The organism is Rhodospirillum centenum SW, from assembly GCF_000016185.1.
GTDB classification, from domain to species: domain Bacteria; phylum Pseudomonadota; class Alphaproteobacteria; order Azospirillales; family Azospirillaceae; genus Rhodocista; species Rhodocista centena.
Genome location: NC_011420.2, coordinates 1,773,848 through 1,797,053, shown reverse-complemented (window position 1 = coordinate 1,797,053; position 23,206 = coordinate 1,773,848). Strand labels below are relative to the sequence as shown.

General features: G+C 70.0%; 19 protein-coding genes and 1 tRNA gene. 9 read left to right on the top strand and 11 right to left on the bottom strand.

All coding sequences use genetic code 11. The features are described from left to right. Window positions 1-15 precede the first annotated feature (15 nt). The gene (locus RC1_RS08365) at window positions 16-858 is read right to left on the bottom strand and encodes an SIS domain-containing protein (protein ID WP_012566928.1); all 843 of its coding nucleotides are present in this window, start codon (window positions 856-858) and stop codon (window positions 16-18) included. 335 nt (window positions 859-1,193) lie between these two features. On the opposite strand from RC1_RS08365, the gene RC1_RS08360 reads away from it, so the two are divergent. From RC1_RS08360 to RC1_RS08345, 4 genes are all read left to right on the top strand, one after another. Beyond that, window positions 1,194-1,637, top strand: coding sequence for a YbaN family protein (locus RC1_RS08360; RefSeq protein ID WP_202795569.1), 444 nt, complete (start codon window positions 1,194-1,196; stop codon window positions 1,635-1,637). A gap of 277 nt (window positions 1,638-1,914) precedes the next feature. Then, entirely contained in the window at window positions 1,915-3,123 is a 1,209-nt protein-coding gene (locus RC1_RS08355) for an acetyl-CoA C-acetyltransferase (RefSeq protein ID WP_012566926.1), read from the top strand. Window positions 3,124-3,144: 21 nt separating this feature from the next. Further along, window positions 3,145-5,331, top strand: a complete 2,187-nt coding sequence (locus RC1_RS08350) for a 3-hydroxyacyl-CoA dehydrogenase NAD-binding domain-containing protein (RefSeq protein ID WP_012566925.1) — start codon at window positions 3,145-3,147, stop codon at window positions 5,329-5,331. Window positions 5,332-5,511: 180 nt separating this feature from the next. Beyond that, window positions 5,512-6,354, top strand: a complete 843-nt coding sequence (locus tag RC1_RS08345) for a DUF2243 domain-containing protein (protein WP_012566924.1) — start codon at window positions 5,512-5,514, stop codon at window positions 6,352-6,354. Between the two features lie 60 nt (window positions 6,355-6,414). Here the strand turns inward: RC1_RS08345 and RC1_RS08340 are convergent, their stop codons facing one another. The 5 genes from RC1_RS08340 to RC1_RS08320 form a co-directional block, all read right to left on the bottom strand. Next, a complete protein-coding gene (locus RC1_RS08340; RefSeq protein ID WP_012566923.1) occupies window positions 6,415-7,740 on the bottom strand; it encodes a TRAP transporter large permease in 1,326 nt (441 codons plus the stop codon). Then, entirely contained in the window at window positions 7,737-8,357 is a 621-nt protein-coding gene (locus RC1_RS08335; protein ID WP_012566922.1) for a TRAP transporter small permease subunit, read from the bottom strand. Before RC1_RS08335 ends, RC1_RS08340 begins: the two co-directional genes overlap by 4 nt. A gap of 136 nt (window positions 8,358-8,493) precedes the next feature. Further along, complete coding sequence (locus RC1_RS08330; protein ID WP_012566921.1) at window positions 8,494-9,663, bottom strand: TRAP transporter substrate-binding protein; 1,170 nt, start codon at window positions 9,661-9,663, stop codon at window positions 8,494-8,496. Window positions 9,664-9,827: 164 nt separating this feature from the next. Next, complete coding sequence (locus tag RC1_RS08325; RefSeq protein ID WP_012566920.1) at window positions 9,828-10,121, bottom strand: hypothetical protein; 294 nt, start codon at window positions 10,119-10,121, stop codon at window positions 9,828-9,830. Window positions 10,122-10,265: 144 nt separating this feature from the next. Beyond that, window positions 10,266-10,598: a hypothetical protein gene (locus RC1_RS08320; RefSeq protein WP_012566919.1), complete on the bottom strand. Its 333-nt coding sequence runs from the start codon at window positions 10,596-10,598 to the stop codon at window positions 10,266-10,268. 571 nt (window positions 10,599-11,169) lie between these two features. On the opposite strand from RC1_RS08320, the gene RC1_RS08315 reads away from it, so the two are divergent. Then, window positions 11,170-12,408, top strand: coding sequence for an acyl-CoA desaturase (locus tag RC1_RS08315; protein ID WP_012566918.1), 1,239 nt, complete (start codon window positions 11,170-11,172; stop codon window positions 12,406-12,408). 60 nt (window positions 12,409-12,468) lie between these two features. Here RC1_RS08315 and RC1_RS21730 read toward each other — a convergent pair whose 3' ends face one another. Both RC1_RS21730 and RC1_RS08305 read right to left on the bottom strand, forming a co-directional pair. Then, window positions 12,469-13,434 (bottom strand): hypothetical protein, encoded by a 966-nt coding sequence (locus RC1_RS21730; protein WP_012566917.1) that lies wholly within the window; start codon window positions 13,432-13,434, stop codon window positions 12,469-12,471. A gap of 870 nt (window positions 13,435-14,304) precedes the next feature. Beyond that, window positions 14,305-17,625, bottom strand: coding sequence for a DEAD/DEAH box helicase (locus RC1_RS08305; RefSeq protein WP_041785237.1), 3,321 nt, complete (start codon window positions 17,623-17,625; stop codon window positions 14,305-14,307). 374 nt (window positions 17,626-17,999) lie between these two features. Between RC1_RS08305 and RC1_RS20740 the strand changes: the two genes are divergently transcribed. Together RC1_RS20740 and RC1_RS08290 are read left to right on the top strand one after the other, a co-directional pair. After that, window positions 18,000-19,066 (top strand): IS630 family transposase gene (locus RC1_RS20740; RefSeq protein ID WP_085978997.1). Its coding sequence is split into 2 segments (ribosomal slippage): window positions 18,000-18,485 and window positions 18,488-19,066, totalling 1,065 coding nucleotides; the frame shifts between segments, so codons are not numbered across the junction. Window positions 19,067-19,081: 15 nt separating this feature from the next. Continuing rightward, window positions 19,082-19,333, top strand: coding sequence for a hypothetical protein (locus RC1_RS08290; protein ID WP_012566911.1), 252 nt, complete (start codon window positions 19,082-19,084; stop codon window positions 19,331-19,333). A 132-nt stretch (window positions 19,334-19,465) separates the two neighbouring features. Here RC1_RS08290 and RC1_RS08285 read toward each other — a convergent pair. The 3 genes from RC1_RS08285 to RC1_RS08275 all read right to left on the bottom strand — a co-directional run bounded on the left by RC1_RS08285 (window position 19,466) and on the right by RC1_RS08275 (window position 21,057). Next, window positions 19,466-19,545: transfer RNA gene (locus tag RC1_RS08285), tRNA-Glu, on the bottom strand. 44 nt (window positions 19,546-19,589) lie between these two features. Beyond that, window positions 19,590-20,651: a threonine aldolase family protein gene (locus RC1_RS08280; RefSeq protein WP_012566910.1), complete on the bottom strand. Its 1,062-nt coding sequence runs from the start codon at window positions 20,649-20,651 to the stop codon at window positions 19,590-19,592. A gap of 55 nt (window positions 20,652-20,706) precedes the next feature. Next, complete coding sequence (locus tag RC1_RS08275) at window positions 20,707-21,057, bottom strand: hypothetical protein (protein ID WP_148213418.1); 351 nt, start codon at window positions 21,055-21,057, stop codon at window positions 20,707-20,709. A 42-nt stretch (window positions 21,058-21,099) separates the two neighbouring features. Between RC1_RS08275 and RC1_RS08270 the strand changes: the two genes are divergently transcribed. Continuing rightward, window positions 21,100-22,194, top strand: coding sequence for an RluA family pseudouridine synthase (locus tag RC1_RS08270; protein WP_012566908.1), 1,095 nt, complete (start codon window positions 21,100-21,102; stop codon window positions 22,192-22,194). A 114-nt stretch (window positions 22,195-22,308) separates the two neighbouring features. Then, window positions 22,309-23,193 carry an RNA polymerase sigma factor RpoH gene (gene rpoH / locus RC1_RS08265; RefSeq protein WP_012566907.1) on the top strand — a complete coding sequence of 295 codons (885 nt, stop codon included), beginning with the start codon at window positions 22,309-22,311 and terminating at the stop codon, window positions 23,191-23,193. Window positions 23,194-23,206: the final 13 nt, after the last annotated feature.

The window sequence follows — 23,206 nt, the reverse complement described above, 5'->3', positions numbered from 1 at the left end:
GGTCCGTCCTGGGGCTCAAGCGCTGACAAGCTGGCGATCGTCGCGGAGGGCGGCGGCGGGGCGCCGCAGGGGATCGCCCGTATGTACACCGCGCCGAAGGGCTGTCGCTACCTGAAGGATATCGACGACGGCGAGGTGGGCGATGCGCGAGGTCATCGGGGTATAGGGGCTGCTGTCTTCCGGCGCATCGACCAGCAGCGGCACCGTCGCCCGTCCGGCCAGCGGGGAGCCGCCGGCGGTGATGGCGATGACCCGGGCGCCCCCCGCCAGCGCCAGATCGACGCTGCGCAGCAGCTCGCGCGTCCGCCCGGAACGGGAGACCGCCAGTGCCACCCCCTGCGGTCCCAGCAGCGCCGCCGCCATCGCCTGGACATGGGAGTCGGTGTGGGCGACGACCGGCAGGCCCAGGCGGAAGAACTTGTTCTGCGCATCCAGCGCGACGACGCCCGAGGCGCCGAAACCGTAGCAGTCCAGCCGCCGGGTCTCCGTCAGCACCTGTACCGCCGCCTCCAGCGCGTCGGGATTGAGCTGGTTGCGCAGCCGTGTCAGCGCACCGATGGAGCGGTTCAGCAGCTTGGCCGCGATCTCCGCCACCGGGTCGTCGGGCCGCACCGCGTCCTCCGGCCGGGCGGGGCCGGCCGCGAGGTCCTGCGCCAGCCGCAGCTTGAAGTCCTGATAGCCCGAACAGCCGATGGAGCGGCAGAAGCGGACGACCGTGGGCTGGCTGACATCGGCATCGTGCGCCAGCTCCGCCACCGAGGCGTTCACCACCGCATGCGGCTGGCGCAGAACGATGTCGGCGATCTTCTGTTCGGAGCGTCGCAGCCCCGGCCGCATGCTGCGGATCCGGTCAAGCATGGTTCCAGTCCCCTGTCGGCCCCTGCCGGGGCGGTCGTGTCCAGGGGCGTCCGCCATGGCGGACGGGGCGTGTAGGAAAACTACAGGCGCGGGCGCCGGGACGCCCTGGTCTCTTTCCGATATTGACCGGCCGCCTTGGTCACGCTGACCGGCAAAAGGTCGCAAGCGTCGGCCCGGGACTGACGGCGCCGGTAATACCGCTACCGACGCTGCGGGGGCGCCGCTGGCGGAGCGTCCCCTCCGATGCTGCGCCGCAAAGACCCCTCTTGCGATCCGGTCGCAAACCCGTCAGGCTTCACCGCACGGGGAGGCCTGCGGACAGGGCCTCCAGCGGCATGGATCGAGTGCGAATGGAAGCGGAGAACAGCCGGCCGGATGCCGAAACCCGCCGGATCAGGCGTCGCTGGCATCTGGTCTATGTCGGGCTCGGCTATACCTTCGTCGCCATCGGGGCGGTGGGCGTGGTGCTGCCGGTGCTGCCGACGACGCCGTTCCTGCTGCTCGCGGTCTGGGCCTTCATGCGCTCCAACCCGGAAGCCGCCGCCAAGCTGCTGAACCACAGCCGGTTCGGGCCGCTGCTGCGGGCCTGGCATGAGGAGGGGGCGATCCCCACCCGGGCCAAGATCATGTCCATCACCCTGATGTTCGGGGCGTGGCTGATCGTGCTCTGGCGCTCGAACGGAATGCTGCTACCCGCCATCGTCGGCACCATCCTGGTCGGCACCGGCACCTACATCCTGACCCGCCCGGCGCCGAAGAAGAAGCCGGCGCTTCCCTGACCCCGCGCCCCCTGAAGGGCGGCGGCGACCGCCGGGCTGCGCCAGCCCCGCGGCGGTGACGGCCTTTGCCCGCGCCGCGCCACGGGTTGCCGCCGCGACCGCGGGCATGCCCGACCACTGTGCGGACGGGGGCGCGCTGCGCCCGCCCACAGCCCGGACGTCGCCGCCCTGGCGCTTGCAGTTCCCGCACGACCGTTCACAATTCCGCGCCGAACCGCCGCAGCGTCTGCGCGGCCAAGAACGAACGCTCACTGCAGCATCCAGGGAAGGAACGGCCATGCCCGACGCCTATATCTACGACCATGTCCGCACGCCCCGCGGCAAGGGCAAGAAGGACGGGTCGCTGCACGAGATCACGCCGATCCAGCTCGCCACCCAGGTGCTGGCGGGACTGCGCGACCGCAACGGGCTGGACACCGCCGTGGTGGACGACGTCATCCTGGGCTGCGTGATGCCGGTGGGCGAGCAGGGCAGCAACATCGCCCGCGTCGCCGCCATCAATGCCGACTTCGACGAGACGGTGGCCGGGGTCCAGATCAACCGCTTCTGCGCCTCGGGCCTGGAGGCGGTGAACATGGCCGCGTCCAAGGTCATGTCCGGCCAGTCCGACATGACCATCGGCGGCGGGGTGGAGAGCATGAGCCGCGTGCCCATGGGCTCCGACGGCGGCGCCTGGCCGACCGATCCGGCTGTCGCCATCCGCACCTACTTCGTGCCGCAGGGCATCTCCGCCGACCTGATCGCCACCAGGTACGGCTTCAGCCGCGACGACGTGGACGCCTATGCGGTGGAGAGCCAGAAGCGCGCCGCCCGCGCCTGGGCGGAAGGCCGCTTCGACCGCTCCGTGCTGCCGGTGAAGGATGTCCTCGGCATGCCCGTGCTGGAGAAGGACGAGACGGTTCGGCCCGACACCACGATGCAGACGCTGGCCGCCCTCAACCCGTCCTTCACGGAGATCGGGGCGAATTACGGCTACGACGCCGTGGCCATCCAGAAGTATCCGCAGGTGGAGCGGATCAACCACATCCACCATGCCGGCAACAGCTCGGGCATCGTGGACGGCTCGGCCGGTGTGCTGATCGGCAGCAAGGAGATCGGGGAGCGCCTGGGGCTCAAGCCGCGCGCCCGCATCCGCAGCTTCGCCTCGATCGGCTCGGAGCCGACGATCATGCTGACCGGCCCCAGTTTCTCCGCCGAGAAGGCGCTGAAGCGGGCCGGCATGACGAAGGACGACATCGACCTGTGGGAGCTGAACGAGGCGTTCGCCTCGGTCGTGCTGCGCTTCATGCAGGCGCTCGACATCGACCATGACAGCATCAACGTCAACGGCGGCGCCATCGCCATGGGCCACCCGCTGGGCGCCACCGGCGCCATGATCCTGGGCATCCTGCTGGACGAGATGGAACGCCGGGACCTGGAGACGGGCCTCGCCACCCTCTGCGTCGGGGCCGGCATGGGTACGGCCACCATCGTCGAGCGCGTCTGACGGTCCGGGGAGGAAGCAACAATGACGAACGCCATCGCCTACGCCGTCGATGCCGACGGCATCTGCACCCTGACCATCGACCAGCCCGGCCGGTCGATGAACGTGATCGACGCCTCCTTCGCGGACGAATTCGCCGCTGCCGTGGACCGCGCCGTGGCCGATGCCGCGGTGAAGGGGGTCATCGTCACGTCCGGCAAGAAGGCCTTCCTGGCCGGGGCCGACCTGATGCAGCTCGAAGCCCGCTTCGAGCAGGCGGCGAGCCTGCCGGTGGACCAGCTCTTCCGGCAGTTCTTCAGCTTCTCCGCCGCCCTGCGGCGGATGGAGACGAGCGGCAAGCCCTTCGCCTGCGCCCTCAACGGCACCGCCCTGGGCGGCGGGTTCGAGATCGCGCTGGCCTGCCACTACCGCGTCGCGGCGGACGATCCCTCGGCCAAGCTCGGCCTGCCGGAGGTGCAGGTCGGCCTGCTGCCGGGGGCGGGCGGCACCCAGCGCGTGCCGCGCCTGATCGGCATCGCGGCGGCGCTGCCGCTGCTGCTGGAGGGGCGCCAGCTCGCGCCGAAGAAGGCGCTGTCCACGGGCCTGATCCATGCCGTCGTGCCGGCCGACCAGCTCCTGACCGCGGCGAAGGAATGGCTGACGAAGAGCCCGAACGCCGTTCAGCCCTGGGACGCCAAGGGCTACCGGGTGCCGGGCGGCGCCGGCGGCATGGACCCGAAGGTGATTCCGGTCTTCATGGCCGGCAATTCCATGCTGCGGGAGAAGACCCAGGGCAACTACCCGGCCCCGGCCGCCATCATGTCCTGCGTCTACGAGGGCACCCAGCTTCCGATCGACACGGCGCTGCGGGTTGAGGTGAAGTACTTCGCCACGCTGTTCCGCAACCCGGTCGCGCGCAACATGATCCGCACCCTGTTCATCAACAAGGGCAAGGCGGACAAGCTGGACCGGCGCCCGGCCGGCGTGCCGCGGACGACGTTCCGCCGGATGGGCATGCTCGGCGCCGGCATGATGGGGGCGGGCATCGCCCATGTCGCGGCCATGGCCGGGATCGAGGTGGAACTGATCGACCAGAGCCAGGAGGCGGCGGAGAAGGGTAAGGGCTATTCTGCCAAGCTGCTGGCGGATCAGGTCGCCAAGGGCCGGCTCACGCAGGAGGCCGCGGACGCCATCCTGGCGCGCATCCGGCCCACCACCTCCTATGACGGTCTTGCCGACGTGGACATCGTCATCGAGGCGGTGTTCGAGGACCGCGCCATCAAGGCCGACGTGACGAAACGTGCCGAGGCGGTGATGCCGGCCACGGCCACCTTCGGCTCCAACACCTCCACCCTGCCGATCACCGGGCTGGCGGAGAACTCCTCCCGCCCGGCGCAGTTCATCGGCATCCATTTCTTCTCCCCCGTGGACCGGATGCCGCTGGTGGAGATCATCCGCGGCAAGGCCACGGACGACGCGACGCTGGCCCGCGCCCTGGACTTCGTGCAGGCGATCCGCAAGACCCCGATCGTCGTCAACGATGCCCGCGGCTTCTTCACCTCGCGCTTCTGCGGCACCTACATCAACGAGGGCCAGACCCTGTTGCAGGAGGGAGTCGTCCCGGCCCTGATCGAGAATGCCGGCAAGCAGGCCGGCATGCCGGTCGGCCCGCTGGCGCTGGCCGACGAGGTCGCGCTCGATCTCTCCTGGAAGATCCGGAACCAGTGGAAGAAGGATCTGGGTGAGCAGTACCGCCCGGCGTCGGGCGAGGGCGTCAGCGACATCATGGTCGAGAAGCTGGGCCGCATCGGCCGCAAGGGCCGGAAGGGCTTCTACGATTACCCCGAGGGCGGGAAGAAGCGGCTCTGGGCCGGGCTGGGCGAGGTCTGGCCGCAGCGGCCGGAGGCCGACCAGCCGGACGTGGATGAGGTCAGGAAGCGCCTGCTCTACGCCCAGGCCCTGGACGCCGTGCGCTGCCTGGAGGAAGGCGTGCTGACCGACCCGGCGGACGGCGATGTCGGTGCCATTCTCGGGCTGGGCTATGCGCCCTACACGGGCGGGCCGCTCTCCATGATCGACACGATCGGCGTCGCCCGCTTCGTGGCCGAGTGCGACGCGCTGGCCCAGAAGTACGGCGAGCGGTTCAGCCCGCCGACCCTGCTGCGCGACATGGCCGCCGAAGGCCGCAGCTTCTACGGCAGCGGGTCCGCCGCCCGGGTCGCGGCGGAGTAGGGCGCCGCCACCGTCCAGGGGGCAAGGGCCGGTCCCCCCGCGGGGCCGGCCCTTTTCCTTTGGCGGGCGCCGCCCTGGGGAACGCCCGCGGGAAGGGCCTGTTCGTTCCGGTGCCGGATCGTCCGGGGGCTGTCGGAACGGAGACGCCCCGCACCGGAGACATCCCCGAGGGAGACGCCCATGACCGCCATCGCCGATGCCGCCGTCGCCGACCCCCTCGGCCGCGGCTCCCCCGGCCTGATCCGGGCCGGCGGGCTGCTGGGCTTCGCCCTGGGCGGATTCTTCGACGGCATCCTGCTGCACCAGATCCTGCAATGGCACCATCTGCTGAGCGCGCTGGAGGGGGCTGCCTTCGCCGATCTGCGCGTGCAGGTGCTGGCGGACGGGCTGTTCCATGCCGCCATGTACGTCATCGCCGGGGTGGGGCTGTGGCTGCTCTGGCGCCAGCGCGCCCGCTTCTCCCGGCCCGGTGCCGACCGGGTGCTGGCCGGTGCCGCCCTGGTCGGCTTCGGTGTCTGGCATCTGACGGATGCCGTGCTGTTCCACTGGACGCTGGGCTTCCACCGCATCCGCATGGATACGGCCAGCCCGCTGGCCTGGGACCTGCTCTGGTTCGTCGTCTTCGGCCTCGGCCCCGTGGTTCTGGGGCTGCTGCTGGGGCGTGGGGCGGGACGGGGCGGCGGTTCCAGTGGCCCCGGTTCCGGCCGCCTGCGCCGCGGCACCGTCTTCCCGCTGCTGCTGGCGGCAGCGGTGCTGGTCGGCGGTCCCGTCGCCGCCCGTGCGCCGGACGACGGCACGGGCTTCGTCACGGTGCTGTTCCCGTCCGGACTGTCGCCGCGCGACGGTTTCCTGGTCGCGGCCGATCTCGATGCGCGGGTGGTCTGGAGCAGCGCGGACGGGCAGGTCTGGATGCTGGACCTGCCCGACCCGTCGCGGGTCCACCGGGTCTATGCCCGCGGCGGCTGGATCGTCGCCGGGATCGGGCTGCCGGCCGGGTGCTTCAGCTTCGCCCGCCCGGCGTGAGCCGGGGGTCAGAGCCAACCGGCGTAAGCCGGGGGTCTGAACCAACCGGCGTGAGCCGGCTCAGCGGACGCCGTACAACTCGCCCGGCAGCCAGAGGGCCAGGGCGGGGAACTGGTACAGGATGAACAGGCTCAGCAGCACGATCGTCATGAAGGGCAGCATGCCGCGGAAGATGTGCGACAGCTCGATCCCCGCCGGGGCGACCCCCTTCAGGTAGAACGCGGACATGGCCATCGGCGGGGTCAGAAAGCTGGTCTGGATGTTCAGCGCCACCAGAACCCCGAAGAAGACCGGGTCGATGCCGTAATTGTCCAGCAACGGCAGAAAGATCGGCACGAAGATCACGATGATCTCCGTCCATTCCAGCGGCCAGCCCAGCAGGAAGATCAGGAGCTGGGTCAGCACCAGGAACTGCCAGGGTTCCAGGTCCAGCGCCGTGAACCAGCCTTCCACCACATGGTGCCCGCCCAGGAGCGAGAAGACCGAGGCGAAGATGTAGCTGCCGACGAACAGCCAGCAGACCATGGCCGTCGCCCGGCCGGTCAGGAACACGGCCTCCTTCAGCTTGGTCCAGGTGAAGGCGCGGTAGGCGACGGCCAGCACGATGGCGCCCAGCGCGCCGATGCCCGCCGCCTCGTGCGGGGTGGCCAGCCCGAACAGGATGGCCCCCAGCACCGCCAGGATCAGCACCGTCAGCGGCACGAAGCTGGTCAGCAGCATCCAGACGACCCGGCCCACCGGCAGCCGCCCCTCCTCCGGCGGCAGGGGCGGCGCCCGCTCCGGCTTCAGCATCGCCATGCCGATCACGTAGACGATGTAGAGCCCCGCCAGCATCAGGCCGGGGATCAGCGCCGCCGCGTACAGGCGCACCACCGATTCCGCCGCCATGGCGCCGTAGAGGATCAGCATGATCGACGGCGGGATCAGGATGCCCAGGCAGCCGCCGGCGGCGATCACGCCCGTCGCCAGCCGCTTCTCGTAACCCGCCTTCAGCATCGCGGGCAGGGCCAGCACGCCCATCAGGGTGACGACGGCGCCGACGATGCCGGTCGCCGTGGCGAACAGCGCGCAGGTCGCCAGCGTCGCCACGGCCAGCGAGCCGGGGATGCGGCGGAGCGCGATCTGGATCGAGTAGAACAGTCTGTCCAGGATGTTCGACCGTTCGATCATGTACCCCATGAACAGGAACAGGGGCACGGAGATCAGCACGTCGTTCGCCATCACGTTGTAGGCCCGCTGCACCAGCAGCGGGAAAATGGCGTCGCCCACGGCGTAGAAGCCGAACATCACCGAGAGCGCGATCAGGGTGAAGGCGATCGGGAAGCCCAGCAGGATGGTGAAGATGAACACCACCAGCATCAGGATGCCGACGGCAGGGTCGCTCATCGCAGGCCTCCCGAGGTTTCGGTGTGTTCATGCGCCAGCCGGTCGCTGTCGTCGGCGATGGCGTGGCGGCGCAGCATCTCCTCCTCCAGCTCCACCACGTCGTGCAGCCGCGGCGGCCAGGAGCCCGTGCGCAGGCAGACGATGCAGCGCGCCGCCTCCACCAGCCCTTGCAGCAGCAGCAGCACGCCCGCCGCCGGGATCAGCCCCTTGAAGGGATAGATCGGCGGCCCGTCCGGGGTGAAGGAGCTGTGCTCGTTCATCCGCCAGGACAGTTCGAAGAAGTTCCAGCCCGAATAGATCAGGGTCACGGCCGCCGGGAAGAAGAACAGCAGATAGAGCGCCAGATCGACGCCCGCCTGCACCCGCGGCGGCCACATCCGGTAGAGGAAGTCCCCCCGCACATGGCCGTTGCGGGACAGCAGATAGGCCCCGCACATCACGAACAGGGCGCCGTACAGCATGTAGCTGGTGTCGTAGGCCCAGCTTGTCGGGGCGCCCAGCACATAGCGCATCAGCACCTCGTAGCTGACGACCAGCGTCAGGCCCAGCACGCACCAGGAGAAGGCCTTGCCGACCAGGGTGCTGATCCGGTCGATCGTGAAGAGAAGACGTCCCATCGGGTCCCCGCGCCTGTGGCCGGCTTGTCGGAAGGTGTCCGGGAAACTCGGGAAAGGGAAGAACGGTGCGGGGGCCGGGGGAGGGCGGCGCCGACGGCCGGCACCGCCCCGGCACTGCCCCGGACCCGCTGCGGCCTCAGCCGAAGAAGTGCTGGAAGGCGAGATCCTGACGGACCTCGTACTCCTGTTCGAACGCCACGACGCGCCTGGCGAAATCGCGCTGGCTGTCCAGCACCTTCTTGAAGAAGGCGTCCTTGGACTTCTCCTCGATCACCTTGTCCCAGGCGGCGAGCTGCGCCTTCAGCACGCTCTCCGGGGTCTTGTAGACCTTCACGCCGGCCGCCTTCATGGCCTCCAGGTCGCGGGAATAGCGGTCCATCGCCTTCCAGGACATGTCGGCCGAAGCGGCTTCGGACGCGGCCTGGAGCACCGTCTGAAGCTCCTTCGGCAGGGCCTGGAACTTGGTCCGGTTGAAGATGACCTCGAAGCTCTCCGCCGCCTGATGATAGCTGCCCAGCATGTAGACCTTGGACACGTCGGGGAAGCCCAGCGCCCGGTCGGAGGAGGGGTTGTTGAACTCCGCCCCGTCCAGCAGGCCGCGGTCCATGGCCGGCACGATGTCGCCGCCGCCCATGATGGTGACGGCCACGCCCAGCTCCTTGTAGAGGTCGGCCGCCAGCCCCACCGTGCGGTACTTCAGGCCCTTCATGTCCTCGATGGAGGTGATCTCCTTCTTGAACCAGCCCAGCGGCTGGGTCGGCATCGGGCCGTAGAGGAAGCCGACGAGATCGAGCTTCAGCACGTCCTGGAGCAGCTCGGTGTACAGCTCCTGACCGCCGCCGTACTTCACCCAGCCCAGCATCTGGTTGGCCCGCCAGCCCCAGGCCGGCGGCGTCCCGAACAGGGAGAAGGCGGGGTGTTTGCCGTACCAGTAGGCGGTGACGCTGTGGCCGCCGTCCAGCGCCCCGGCGATGATGGCGTCCTGCAACTGCAGGGCCCCCACCACGGCGCCGGCCGGCAGCAGGTCCAGCTTCAACCGGCCGCCGGACAGGGCGTTGACCTTGGCGGCGTAGTCCTGCGCGAATTCGTGGAAGATGTCCCGCGCCGGCCAGGTGCTCTGGAAGCGCAGGGTGGTGCTCTGTGCCCGCGAGACGTTGGGCATGGCGACGGCGCCGACGGCCGTGCCCGCCACGGCCCCCGCCGCGGCGCCCAGGAAGCGGCGCCGGCTGCTGCGGCCGGTCTTGGTGCCCGCCCTGCTGCCCGCCGTGATGCCTGCCGTGCCCTTGTTCGGCTGTTCCTCAGACATGCGATGCGTCCTCCCGTTCGTTGTTCCAGCATCCCGGGGGACGTCCAGGCAGCCCCCGGAAAGCGTCCGGCCCTTGCGGCCGGTTCACGACGCCGGAAGGATCGTAACTTGCTTTTCAGTGCTTTCCAATTTTCCAGAAGCTACCGGACCCGCGGCGCCTCCGCTCAACCGGACAGGGCAGAGAAGAAGCCGACCAGGAAGTCCCAGAGCGCGGCCAGCGCCTCGGGGATGAAGGAGCCGACTTCGTAGGCGATGCGGTAGGCCTCTGTTCCGCCGTCGGGTCCGGTCTCGGGCGGGACGAGGCGCACCCCGTCCCAGAACCCGTCCAGCGCATCGCCGATGACGGGCAGCAGACCCTGCGCCTCCTCGCCCGCCCGTTCACCCAGATCGCGGGCCCGGCTGTCTTCCCCCGGGGGGGCTCCGGGCGAGGCCGGGCCGGTGCCGCCGGTATCATCCATCGCCGTTCCTCCGTTCCACGCCGGCCCCGTCATGGGCGGGCCGGTCCGGAGGGTGAAACGCCGCCGGCCCGGTCCGGGTTCACCGGCGGGCCGGCCGTGCTCCCGGGGCCTTCGTCAGACGGCGGCGCTCCCGGCGGGTCCGGGTCAGCCGGTCGCCCGTTCCCGGTTGGTCAGGCCGCAGGTGCGGTACTGCCGGCCGATCCAGGCCAGCACCTCCTCCTCCGTCGCCTCGATCCAGAGGTCGTCGGTGCCGTCGGCGAAGGCCGCGGCCTCGCTGCTGTCGATCCAGCGCCCGAAGCGCCAGCGCTGCGCCAGCCGGTCCCCGCCCGGCAGCGGCACGAAGCGGAAGGGCCAGGCGGTGCGGCCGGTGCTGTCCAGCGCGAAGAAATAGACCGCCGGCCCGGACTCCTCTGTCGGGGGGACGGCAGCGCCGACGAAATGTCGGCGCGCCGGATCGGCGGTGTCGGAGCACGTCATCGGTGACTCTCCTTGAGTGGCCTCTGGCCATCGGTGGCGTGTGGCCCGCCCGGGCGAGTGCCCTGGGGACCGGCATCATGCGTCGATGGTGGAACGCGACAACGGGCGGGGACCCGTTCCGTTCCAGCAGCGACGGCGGGAGGATGGGCAGAAGTCCCACTACCGGGCTGTGCGAAATATCACTACCTCGGCCCCCCGCGACCCCTTGTCCGGCCCTTGCGGCGGTTTCACCTGTCCGGGGGGCGCTGCCGGCGACATGGAGGGCCGGGCGAAAGGCCCCCCGGCCTGGGGCCGGGCGAAAGGCCTCCGGCCTGGGGCCGGGCGAAAGGGCTCCGGCCTGGGGCCGGGCGAAAGGGCTCCGGCCTGGGGCCGGGCGAAAGGCCCCCGGCCCTGGGGCCGGGCGAAAGGATAGCCCCGCATACCCGGTGTTGACGTTGCTGTGGTCTCCCCGTCCCATGGGAGTTGCCTGCGTGCCGGATGCTGTTCCGCCGTGCGGCCGGTTCCCCTCGCGTCACCCCTTCCGCGTGCCCCGCCGGCACGCCCGGACCCCTTTCTGCAGGAGCCCGCGCCCGTGACCGTTCCCACCCCTGCCGGCATCCCCCGTTCCGACCCCGGCCGCCCCGACCCGTCCTCCTCCGGATACGGGCCGGACGACATCGTCTATCCCTCCACGATCCCCTTCGTCCTGGTCCACATCGCCTGTATCGCGGCGATCTGGACCGGCGTGACGTGGCAGGCGCTGGCGATCTGCGCCGTGCTCTACATCGTCCGGATCTTCGCCATCGGCGCCGGCTATCACCGCTACTTCTCGCACCGGGCCTTCAAGACCAGCCGCTGGTTCCAGTTCGTGCTGGCCCTGCTGGCGCAGTCCACGACCCAGAAGGGCGTGCTCTGGTGGGCGGCGAAGCACCGCCATCACCACCGCTGGTCGGATACCGAATTCGACGTGCATTCGCCCCGGCAGGTCGGGTTCTGGCGGGCGCATGTCGGCTGGATCTTCACGCCCCGGCATGAGGATACGGACCTGTCCGTCGTGGCCGACCTCGCCCGCTATCCGGAACTGGTCTGGCTGAACCGCTGGGCCAACGCGCCGGCCGTGGCGCTGGCGGTGCTCTGCTTCCTGCTGGGCGGCTGGTCCGGGCTGGTGGTCGGCTTCTTCTGGAGCACCGTGCTGCTCTACCACGCGACCTTCTGCATCAACAGTCTGGCCCATGTCCACGGCCGCCGCCGCTACGTCACCGGCGACGACAGCCGGAACAACTGGTTCCTGGCGATCCTGACGATGGGGGAGGGCTGGCACAACAACCACCACGCCTACCAGTCGGCGGCGCGGCAGGGCTTCCGCTGGTGGGAGTACGACCCGACCTACTACATCCTCAAGGTTCTCTCCTGGGCCGGCATCGTCTGGGACCTGCACCAGCCGCCGAAGTCCGTGGTGCGGAACGAGCAGCGGCTGGGCCGCAAGGTGATCGAGAAGGCGGCGGCCCAGCTCGCCGCCAGCTTCGACACCGGCCGCATCGCCGCCCGCCTGCGCGAGGCGATGGCCGCCGCGCCCGGCCGCAGCGGGATGGAGGACCGCCTCGCCCAGGCCCGCCGCGCGGCGGGGGAGGCGCTGGCCGGGTTGCAGATGCCCGACCTGCACCTGCCGCACCTGCCCGGCCGGGAGGAGATCCGGCAGCGGGCGCAGAAGATGTTCGCCCGCACCCCCAGCCTGGACGACATCGTGGACCGTGCCCGCGAGATGCTGTTCGATTCCGTCTTCGCGGAGCTGGAGCCCGACCGGGTGCCGGTGCAGACCCGCCGGCCCTGACGGCCCCGCTGGCCCTGACGGCCCTGACGGTCTGTCTCGGGCCGGCCGGCTTCGCCGCCGTCAGTCCAGCCGGCGCCCGGTGAAGGGGTTCCAGCCCTCCGCCGCCAGCACGGCCCAGGCGGTGGCGCCCAGGTGCGGGCGGCGGTAGTAGCGGAAGTCGGGCTCGGTGGAGTCCGGCCCCAGCGCAAGGCCCGTGCTGATGGACGGCGCCCGCGTGGCCTGGAGCAGGCCGCCGGGCGCCCGCTCGGCCAGGGCGACCGCCAGCAGCCGCCGTGCCTCGACCCGGCCGTCCAGGGCCGCCCGGCGCCAGGCCAGCGCCCCCTGCGCCGTGCCCTCGACCCAGAGACCGTCGCGGTCGCCGTTGAAGTCCAGCCCGCCCTCCGCCGCGTGGGTGGCGGCGACCGTCTCCAGCACCCGGCCCCAGCGCGCCGGTCCGTCCGGGAAGGCCAGCAGCGGCCAGAGCTGGGCGTCCAGATAGCTGCCGGCGCGCGAGGGCGTCACCCCGTCGGGCAGCGTGCCGGTCAGGAAGCGGGCCGCCTGCGCGTCCCACATGGCGGCGACTAAGCGGCCGGCTTCCGCCGCCTCCGCCTCCCACCGGCTCTCGCCCGTGGCCCGCGCCAGCCAGGAGAAGGCGGCGAAGGCGTCGATGTTGTGCTCGGTGGAGACCCAGCCCAGCCGCACCGGCGCCGGCTCGTGGCCGTGGAACCCGCCGGCGAAGCCGCCCGCCGCGGCGGGATTGCGCACTGTGGCCGCGACCCAGCCCAGCAGCCGCCGCGCCGCCCCAAGCCAGTCTTCTCCGACGGGCGCTCCGGCTCCGGCGCCGCTCCCGGCATCCCCGGCATGCCTGGCGTCGTCGTGCAGCGCCAGCAGGGCCAGCGCCGCCCAGCAGACATTGCCGGTGGCGGTGCCGACCATGGTCGCGTCCTCGGCCCAGATGCCGCTGCCCGCGTCCCACCAGCCCGGCGGCAGGGGCGGGGTGGCCGCAGGGCCGGCGCGGTAGGCGTTGCGCACCCGGCCCGTCGGCATAGTGCCGGTCGCCTGCGGCCGCCGCGGCCAGGGCCGCCCCCCAGCCGCCGCGCCCGTGCCCGGTCCCCGCGCGCCAGCAGCGCCATGGCTGCCAGCGCGTTGTCATAGGTGAAGGCCGCGCCGCGCAGCGCCGGCTCCAGCGGCCCGGTGGCCGGATCGGGTTCGTAGCTCGCCAGGAACACGGCCCCCTGTCCCGGCACCGCATCCACCCGCGCCGCCAGCGCCGCATGCAACCCCGCCACGGCCGCGGCCTCGTCCGTCCCCGGCCCGTCCGCCGGCCCGCCGCCTCGCGCGGCACCCCCCGCCAGCAGCAGCGGCCCGCCGGCCAGGGCCGCCAGCAGCAGCCGGCGGCGGGAGAGAAAGGAGAGGGGCATGGAGGCTCCGGGGTTGGGATCGGGAGAGGGGGGTGAACCGCGTCGGCTCAGTATCTCTACCCGGCTTCCGAGCCTGAACGACAGGAGATAGGCCGGGCGGAAAGGGATGTTCCTGCTACAGGTCCCGGATGCTCACCGGCCAGGGCCGAGGTGAATCGACACCATCGTTCTGTGTAACGCCGTTTCCCGTACCGTTTGAAGCTGGCCGAAAATACAGCAACAACGCTAAGTTGTTTCTGGTTCCCCTCCCGTCCTACGGCAGATCAACCGGGCCAACCTGCATGCTGATGCATGCCAAGCGATTGATTCATCAGCGCGCGGCGGATTCAGCCAAGGTGATCGTCATCGGCCATCCGGAGAAGGAGCGCTAGAAGGCGCACGGCATCCTGCGTCCTGACCCTGCAAGGGTGATGTCCACCTCCCGACAGCAGGTTGCGGCCACCATGCCGCGTTCCCCCCGCCGGCAAACCTCTGTGTCAGAGACCGGGCAAACACATCACTCCGCCAATGACAAGGCGGCTTCCTCCTCGTCGGCACTGTCTTCCAATTCGAAGGGCAGTTCATTGCCTTCATCGGGAGTTTCACGCAGATCGAACGGCCAAGACACGACGGGGAGTGCTGTGGCCGCGACGGCGAACACCCCGGTGTTGACCCAGGCTGCGTGAGAGCCGACGATGTACATCACCTTTTTCGCCCGCGTGGCGGCGACATTCAGGATATTCGGCGTCCCGCCCGCCCAGTTCCGCGATCCGCGACTGGTATCCGCCGAGGCCCCCAGGACCAGCAGCACGGCCTCCGCCTCCTTGCCCTGGAAGGTATGGACGGTTCCGATGTGCGTCCTCCCCCAATCCTCCTTCGGCTTCTTTCCCTCAATGCCCAGTTCATCGAGGACGCCGCTCTTGAGTACAGAACTCCTGAGCTTGTCCGCCACGACCCGGAAGGGTGAGATGATATACAGGCTGGGCTTCCGGATGCCCCGGAGGCTCAGCTTCCGCAGGAGATCGACGACCGCTTCGCCTTCCGTCTTGCTCCATTTCTCGGCGTTGGAGCGGACGTCGATCCAGGCGCTGCCGGCAAGCCACGGCGACAGGGCGTCGGCGATGGGGGATGCCGGATCTCCTGCCGCATGCACCATCAATCCGCCATAGGCGATCTCGTTCGAGATCGAGAACATCGGGTCCTGGCAGCGACGATGCACGAGAAGCGGAAGGCCGATCTCCCGGGCATCGGTGCCCGCGCCCATACGGGCCATGAGCGGACTGACCGCGTCGGCGAGGGTCTGCGCCGATGCACGCGGCGCCGCCCAGAGGTCGGGGTGTACCCCGTAGCTGGTGCAGATTGCCCGGACGAGACCCGTGGGAACCTTCGACACCGGTTCGATCTGAAGCGGATCACCGATGATGAGCGCTCGTTGCGACCGCCACACGGCGCCAGCCGCCGCCTGCGGTGTCGCCTGACCGGCTTCATCGACGATGAGCCAGCCAATCGCTCCCTCGCCCATCCCGTCCATCAGCCGGTCGAACGAGGCGAAGGTCGTCGATACGAGCGGGACCATCAGGAAAAAGCTGTCCCACAGATCGCCAAGATGGGCATCGGCGCCGGACGGAATGCGCTTGCCCTTGAGGTGATCCATCATCAGCCCGAGGTTCGACTTCATCGGCCCGGCGGCGGCGTCGATGAACGCGCGGTGCAGCCGCATCGCGGCGGCAAACATCTCATCCCGCGCTGCGGTGAAATCAGGGTCCGCCCAGGCGCTGGCAGTGTGAATGGCTTTGTGGGAGCCGCTCCAGAATGACGGCCCTAGCTGGGTGCCGGCGCAGATCTCAGGACACCGGTCCTCCAGGTCACGCAACTGGGCCCATCGCTCCTGGCTGGCTGTCAGTGCGGCCTCGGCCGTTCTTGCCCGTGCGTCCGCCGTCTCCATCCGGATCCCAGCGGCAGACAGTTCGGTTCGGGCAGCTTCCTGGTCGGCCAGCATGCGCCGCAGGAGGTTCATCGCCTCCTCCTGCCGTTGCCGCCAGCGGGCATCCAGGCCCAGCCAGCGGAAAACAGGAACCGGTTGAAGCGCGGTATTGCCGTCGAGCAGACGGCGTGCATCGGCGACCGCGGCGTCGAGCCGCGCCAGCGCCAGTTCCGCAGCGCGGCGGGTTTCCCGTGCCTTGTCCGCATCCTCGGCCGCGGCACGGTGCGCCGCATGGGCATCGTCCATGGCCTGCTGGACCGAGGCCGCCGTCCACAGCGCCGTGCGGATCTGCTCGCGCAACGCCTGCATGCTCGCGGCCGATGCCCGCTTCTCCCGGTAGTCAAGGCAAGCCTGGCGCCAGCGTTCCATGGCCGCCGCCTTGCTCCGTGGCGGCGTCTCGACCTCGACGATTGTCGGGGGCGGATCGCCCGCACGGTCGCGCTTCACCCGTCCGGTCACGGCGGCAAGGTACTTCTCCAACCCCCAATCCGGATGCCACCAGGCGTCCTCGACGAATTCTGTGCGGTTGGTCATGTTGCCGAGCACCGCGGCGATGAGCCCCCAGCAACTCTCCGCCTTGCCGTGAACAGTATCGGCGGTGCCGGGAAAATGGCGCACGGCGAAATCCGAATCCACCGTTCCGGCGAGAGGCAGTTCGGCGCTGACGTTCCGCACGGCGGCGTTATTCGAGGAGGCGACTACAATGCCGCGCCCCCGCAGCCGGGCGTCCAGGCTGTAGAGCGTCTGCCGGCGGCCACCTTCGGCGACGAGGTCCGCAGACGAAAAGGCGGATGCCGGGTCTTCGAACCCGAGCAGCGCGTCGGCCCGGTCGAGGATCACGGCAGCGACTACGTCGCGCAGCAGCGTCGTCTTGCCTGTGCCGGGCGGCCCGTTGATGGAGAGTATCCCGCCATCCGCCAGATCGCGCATGGCGGCGTTCACCGCCGCCTGCTGCAACGTCACCAGCTTGGCGGGCTTCGGAGCCGGCCAGCGGGCCAGGGGCAGCCGTCGCGGTGCCAGCAGATCCTCCAGCAGCGCCTTGTCGGCCAGCACGTCGCGGCGGTGCGACGGCGGCCGGCTCCCGAGATAGGTTTTCAGCATCGGCCCGCCTCCACCGGCCTGAACGACGGTGCGGATGCGGTGCAGATCGCGGAGGAAGAAACTGTTGATGATGTCGGCCGGTTCCTTCTCGCCGTCCCCGATGACGCGGATGGCGACCCGCGGTCGCTCGAGCACTTCCTTCGGCAGGTTCAGGCACCGCTCCAGCGCGCTCATGCCGAGGATGAATCCGCGCCTGGTCGTCGGAATCTGGCAGCCGTCCTCGTCGCGTTCGATCAGCGCGTCACCGATCTCCCGGCACAGGTCGTCCTGGACGTCCTCATACCGGTGCAAGCCGGATATCCGGTCAGCCAGAACCTCTCCGCAGGCCCAGCCGAAACTGGACAGCAGCACCTTGGACGATGGGAAACCCCGTTCATCGAAGGATGCCAACGCCAGCACGGCGACCCCAGACGCCTGCTCCCGCTCCGGGCCATCCGGCTCGACATTCCTGACCAGCAGTTCGACGGCCGGTTTGACCTTGGCAAAGGCGACTGGCAAGTACCAGCGGATAGTCTCTTCGTCGGAGAGCTTCAACCCCACCCGGTCACCCGCAGGGCTGGTCCAGGGCATCTGGCCGGATCTGACATCAAACGGCAGCAGCAGCCGAGGTGGCACCCTGCGGGGTTCCCCACGCTTCCGGCGCGGCGGCTCGTCGCTGATCAGGGCATCCTGCTCCGGGAATGTCTGTGGCTGCAACGCCTCCAGTGCCAGCCAGGCATTCAGCAGAGCAACCGGATCGGGCGTGGACGGCATAGAACTGAACCCAGGATGACCCTATGACAGTCGGTGAACCGCTTACGGCGTGGACGCTTGGCGATGCAGGACATCGCTGCGTGTTCGGGTTATTCACCGCGTCTGGCAGACTGCACTATGGTTTTCGGGAATACAACTCTGGACGCCGCCAGCGCAACGCCAACTCACGTAAGCCGATTGACGGTGGGCGGTCAGGCAAGCGCGAAGGTCTCATGCACGGCGGACTGCACGGCACCACCGAGTACCGCGCCGATCCGCGGGCAGGAAGTGCGCTTTCTGCGTGATACCGGCGAGCGGAGCCGCTGACACACTGAGAGGGATTCCCAAGGCTGGCAATCCGTGATTCGATTCCCCATCGCGATGGGGAGGAGCGAATGCCAGCGGCGTTGCCGATCCGGGAAGACCTGAGCGCCAGCGAATTGCGTGCCCTGGCGCGGCGGGAGAGCAAAGGGCGGGTGGCGGCGCGGATGTTCGCCATCGCCCATGCGCTCGATGGGGTGAGCCGGGCGGAAGCGGCGCGGCTGGCCGGCATGGACCGCCAGGCCCTGCGCGACGCGGTTGTGCGCTACAACGCGGAAGGCGTAGCCGGGCTCTACGACCGCCCGCTGCCCGGCCGGCCGGAGTGGCTGAGCGAAGGCGAGCAGGCGACGCTCAAGGCCATCATCCTCGCTGGCCCCGATCCCAAGCGGCATGGCTGCGTGGAATGGACCCTGCCGATCCTGTGCGAGGTGATCGCCGAACGCTTCGCCAAGACGCTGCATCCGGCCAGCCTGTCGCGCATCGTGCGCCGGCTCAACCTGTCGAAGCAGAAGACGCGGCCCCGCCATCCGCAGTCCGACGCCAAGGCCCAGGCCGCCTTCCAAAAAAGGGGCTGCGCGAAGCCCTGAAGGCCGCAGGTGCCGCGCATCCGGAGCGCCGCCTCCAGCTCTGGTTCCAGGATGAGGCCCGCATCGGCCAGAAGGGCCGCACCGCGCATCGCTGGTGGGAGCGCGGGCAGCGTCCGCTTGGGCTGTGCGACAAGCGCTTCACCTCGGCCTGGCTCTACGCCGCCGTCTGCCCGGCCAGCGGCGCCGACTTCGCGCTGGTGATGCCGACCGTCTCCACCACCGCCATGAGCCTGTTCCTGGACGGCTTCTCCCGGAGCCTGGAACCGGACGTCCAGGCGGTGCTCGTGCTCGATCAGGCCGGCTGGCACGGAGCGCGGGCGCTGGTCGTCCCGGACAACATCACGCTGGTCCCGCTCCCGCCCTACAGCCCCGAACTCAACCCAGTTGAGCGCGTCTGGCTGTACCTGCGCGAGCGCTTTCTGTCCCACCAGATCCTGGACGACTACGACGCCGTCGTCCAAGCCTGCTGCGACGCCTGGAACGCCCTCACCGCCACACCAGAACGTCTACGCTCCCTCACCAGCTATCCGTGGCTCCCATGTGTCAATGCTTAGGCGCGGCGGTATGACTTGCCGGATCTGTCCCAGGAGAGTCTGGGGCAGGTCGTCGGCCTGTCCCGTTCGCAGATCGCCCGCTTCGACGGTGCGCCACTTGAGGCCATCACGCCCACGGTGGATCATGCCCTGCGGCTCTTCGTGGCCGTTCGGCGTCTACAGCCCGACTTTGCCGGCCGGGTGCTGGAGGGCCTGAACGAACGCGACGACGAGCGGCATGGGCGCGTCAGGTTCACGATGGCAGAGCGCCGGGCCAAGGCCGCCTGAGCCAGCCGGCCGGGCAGCGGCCGGACCTGCGCCACGATCCTGTGGGCGCGGCAATCAGGGTGAAGAGCGTAGAAACTGATGAAAGCCGACGGGGCACCGGGCGGTGCCAGCGGGTGTCAGCCGCGTAAAGATTGGCGTCCCCCTAGGGGGATTCGAACCCCCTGTTACCGCCCGTGAGAGGGCGGTGTCCTAGGCCTCTAGACGAAGGGGACGAGGCCGTCGTGGAGGGGGCTTATAGGGGAACCCTCCGGGGCGATCAAGCCTTTTTTTCGCTCCCGCCGGCGGGGGTGCCGGAGGCCAGCTCCCGGGCGGCGGCGACCAGGGCGGCCACGTCCTCGGCGCGGGTGTTCCAGGCCGTCACCAGCCGCACCACGGCCCCGTCCCAGCGGTAGAACTGGAAACCGCGCTCCAGCAGCCCCTCCGTCACCGTCTCGGGCAGTTCCACGAACACCTCGTTCGCCTCCACCGGCGCGCGCAGCGCGGCCCCCGGCAGGGCGGCGAGCCCGGCGCCCAGCATCTGCGCCATGGCGTTGGCATGCCCGGCCAGCCGCAGCCACAGCCCGTCCGCCAGACAGGCGTCGAGCTGCGCCGACAGGAACCGCATCTTGGAGAACAGATGCCCGGCCCGCTTGCGCCGGTAGCCGAAGCTCTCCGCCAGCGCGCGGTCGAAGAACACCACCGCCTCCGCCGCCAGGGCGCCGTTCTTCGTGGCGCCGAAGGACAGCACGTCCACCCCGGCGCGCCAGGTCACCTCGGCCGGGTCGCAGCCCAGGGAGGCCACGGCGTTGGCGAAGCGGGCGCCGTCCATGTGGACCTTCAGCCCGTGCCGCTTCGCCACGGCACACAGGGCGGCGACCTCGTCGGGGGTGTAGACGGTGCCCGCTTCCGTCGCCTGGGTGAGCGACAGGGCCGCCGGCTGGACCGCGTGGACGAATCCGACAGGCGCCCGCGCCAGCGCGTCGGCCAGCCCCTGCGGGGTCAGCTTGCCCTGCGCGCCGGGCAGCGGGATCAGCTTGGCGCCGTCGGTGAACATCTCCGGCGCGCCGCATTCGTCCACGTTGATGTGCGCCTCGGCATGGCAGTAGACCGCACCGTAGGGCGGCGTCAGGGCGGACAGGGCCAGCGCGTTCGCCGCCGTCCCGGTGGCGACGGGGAACACGGTCACCGGCGTGCCGAACAGGGCGGTCATCCGGTCGTGCAGCCGCGCCGTCACGGGATCGGCCCCGTAGGAGGGCATCGGCCCGGCGGCGGAGGCCTCGCCCAGCGCCGCCAGAATCTCCGGCGCCGCACCGCTGACATTATCGCTCATGAAGTTCATCGGAGAGGCCCCGGCGGAACGGTGGTCGGTGTATAAGGAAATCCTGTGACGGGCGTCACGGCGTCGCGGCCGGGCCAGCCGCCATGCTGGGCGGTGCCGTCACAGCGATGCGCACCCGACCGTTGGCAGGGTCGAGGAGCTGGATCTGTTCACTGCCGTCCGGAAGCGTCACATGGTAGAGCACGCGGTTGTTGAGAACGAGCATCTGGCCGATCCTGCTGCCGGCGGGCAGCAGGGTGCCGGTGCCCGCGTCCACGACCGCCGCGGGAGTGCCGGCCGCCGTCGGGGCGGCCCGGCCGAAGGCGCGCGGATGATCGGGGTCCGTGGCGCGTTGGTAGATTTCGAATCCCACGAACGCGAAGCCCAGGACGATCAGGACGCCCATGACGGCGAGAAGAGTTTTCATGGCCTGCACGGCGCCGATGCCTCCGAAGCGGGCCCGGCGGCGATGATCCAGGCGGCCGGGCAGGACTGGGTCGATCCGGACGACGCCCTGCCGGACGACCTTGCCGGCGAGGACGACCTGGAGGACGGAGCCACGGGCGACGACCTTTCCGGCGAGCGTCCGTCGGAGGCGGTCCGCCACCAGGTCGAGGTCGCCGCCGGACGGGCGGGGGACCGGCTGGACAAGGTGCTGTCGGACGCCCTGGGCGGGGCCGGCCTGTCGCGCTCGCGGCTGCGGTCGCTGATCGACCAGGGCTGCGTCTCCTCAGGCGGCGAGACCATAGACGACGCCTCCCGGCGGGTCAAACCCGGCCAGATCGTCGAGGTGCTGGTGCCCGCGGCGGAGCCGGCGGTGCCGCTGCCCCAGGCGATCCCGCTCGCCATCGTCCATGAGGACGAGGATCTGCTGGTGATCGACAAGGCGGCCGAGATGGTGGTGCATCCCGCCGCCGGGAACCCGGACGGCACGCTGGTCAACGCGCTGCTGGCCCATTGCGGCGACCGGCTGTCGGGCATCGGCGGCGTGCGCCGGCCCGGCATCGTCCACCGGCTGGACAAGGGCACCAGCGGGCTGCTGGTCGCGGCCAAGACGGACCGGGCGCACCAGGGGCTGACGGCGCAGTTCGCCGACCGCAGCCTGTCGCGCACCTACCTGGCCGTCGTCTGGGGCGTGCCCGCGGCGCGCGAGGGCGTGATCGAGGGCAACATCGGACGCCATCCCGGCGACCGCAAGCGGATGGCGGTGCTGTCGCGCGGCGGCAAGCCGGCGGTCACCCGCTACCGGGTGGTGCGCTCCTTCGGGCTGCTCGCCAGCCTCGTGGAATGCAAGCTGCTGACGGGGCGCACGCATCAGATCCGGGTCCACATGGCCCATGTCGGCCACCCGCTGGTGGGCGACCCGCTCTACGGGCGGCTGCGGCCGCCGCGCAAGGGAACCGCACCGGAGCCGGTGCTGCGCGCGCTGGCGGGCTTTCCCCGTCAGGCGCTGCACGCGGCGGCCCTGGAATTCCGGCACCCGGCTTCCGATCTGAAGCTGGGTTTCACGGCAGCCCTGCCGGAAGACCTCGCGGGACTGATTCAAGGTCTTGAAACGCTATGATGCTATTGCTGAGTGGAGAAGTCGGTTATTCTGACATGCCCGCCCAGTCCCCGCGGACCGGAACGCCGTTCCGCGGGCAATCCAGGCTGAGGGAGGCCCCGAGGGGGTGAAGCCATGAGCAGCACCTTGCCCGCCGTTCCTGTCATCAACTCCGAGAGCAACCTTGCGCGCTATCTCCAGGAGATCCGCAAGTTCCCCATGCTTGAGGCGGAGGAGGAGTACATGCTGGCCAAGAGCTGGCGCGAGCACGGGGACACCGATGCCGCGCACCGGCTCGTCACCAGCCATCTCCGCCTCGTGGCCAAGATCGCCATGGGCTACCGGGGGTATGGCCTGCCGCTCTCCGAACTGATCTCCGAGGGCAATGTCGGCATGATGCAGGCGGTCAAGCGGTTCGATCCGGACCGCGGCTTCCGTCTTGCCACCTATGCCATGTGGTGGATCCGGGCCGCGATCCAGGAATACATCCTGCATTCCTGGTCGCTGGTGAAGATGGGCACGACGGCCGCGCAGAAGAAGCTGTTCTTCAATCTGCGCAAGCTGAAGGGCCAGATGCAGGCGATCGACGAAGGCGACCTGCACCCGGAGACGGTGCGCAAGATCGCCGAGACGCTGGACGTGCCGGAGAGCGACGTCGTCAACATGAACCGGCGTCTCGCCAGCCCCGACCACAGCCTGAACGCGCCCCTGCGCGTGGACGGCGAGGGGGAGTGGCAGGACTGGCTGGTGGACGAGTCCGAGAGCCAGGAAATCCGCCTGGGCGAGCGGGAGGAGCTGGGCAAGCGCAAGGCCCTGCTGGCCGAGGCGATGAAGACCCTGAACGACCGCGAGCGCCACATCCTGGTGGAGCGCCGCCTGCGCGACAACCCGACCACGCTGGAGGACCTGTCGCAGCAGTACGGCATCAGCCGCGAGCGCGTCCGCCAGATCGAGGTGCGGGCCTTCGAGAAGTTGCAGAAGGCCATCCGCAGCGCCGCGGAGGAACAGCGGCTGGTCTGATCCGGCCGCCGTT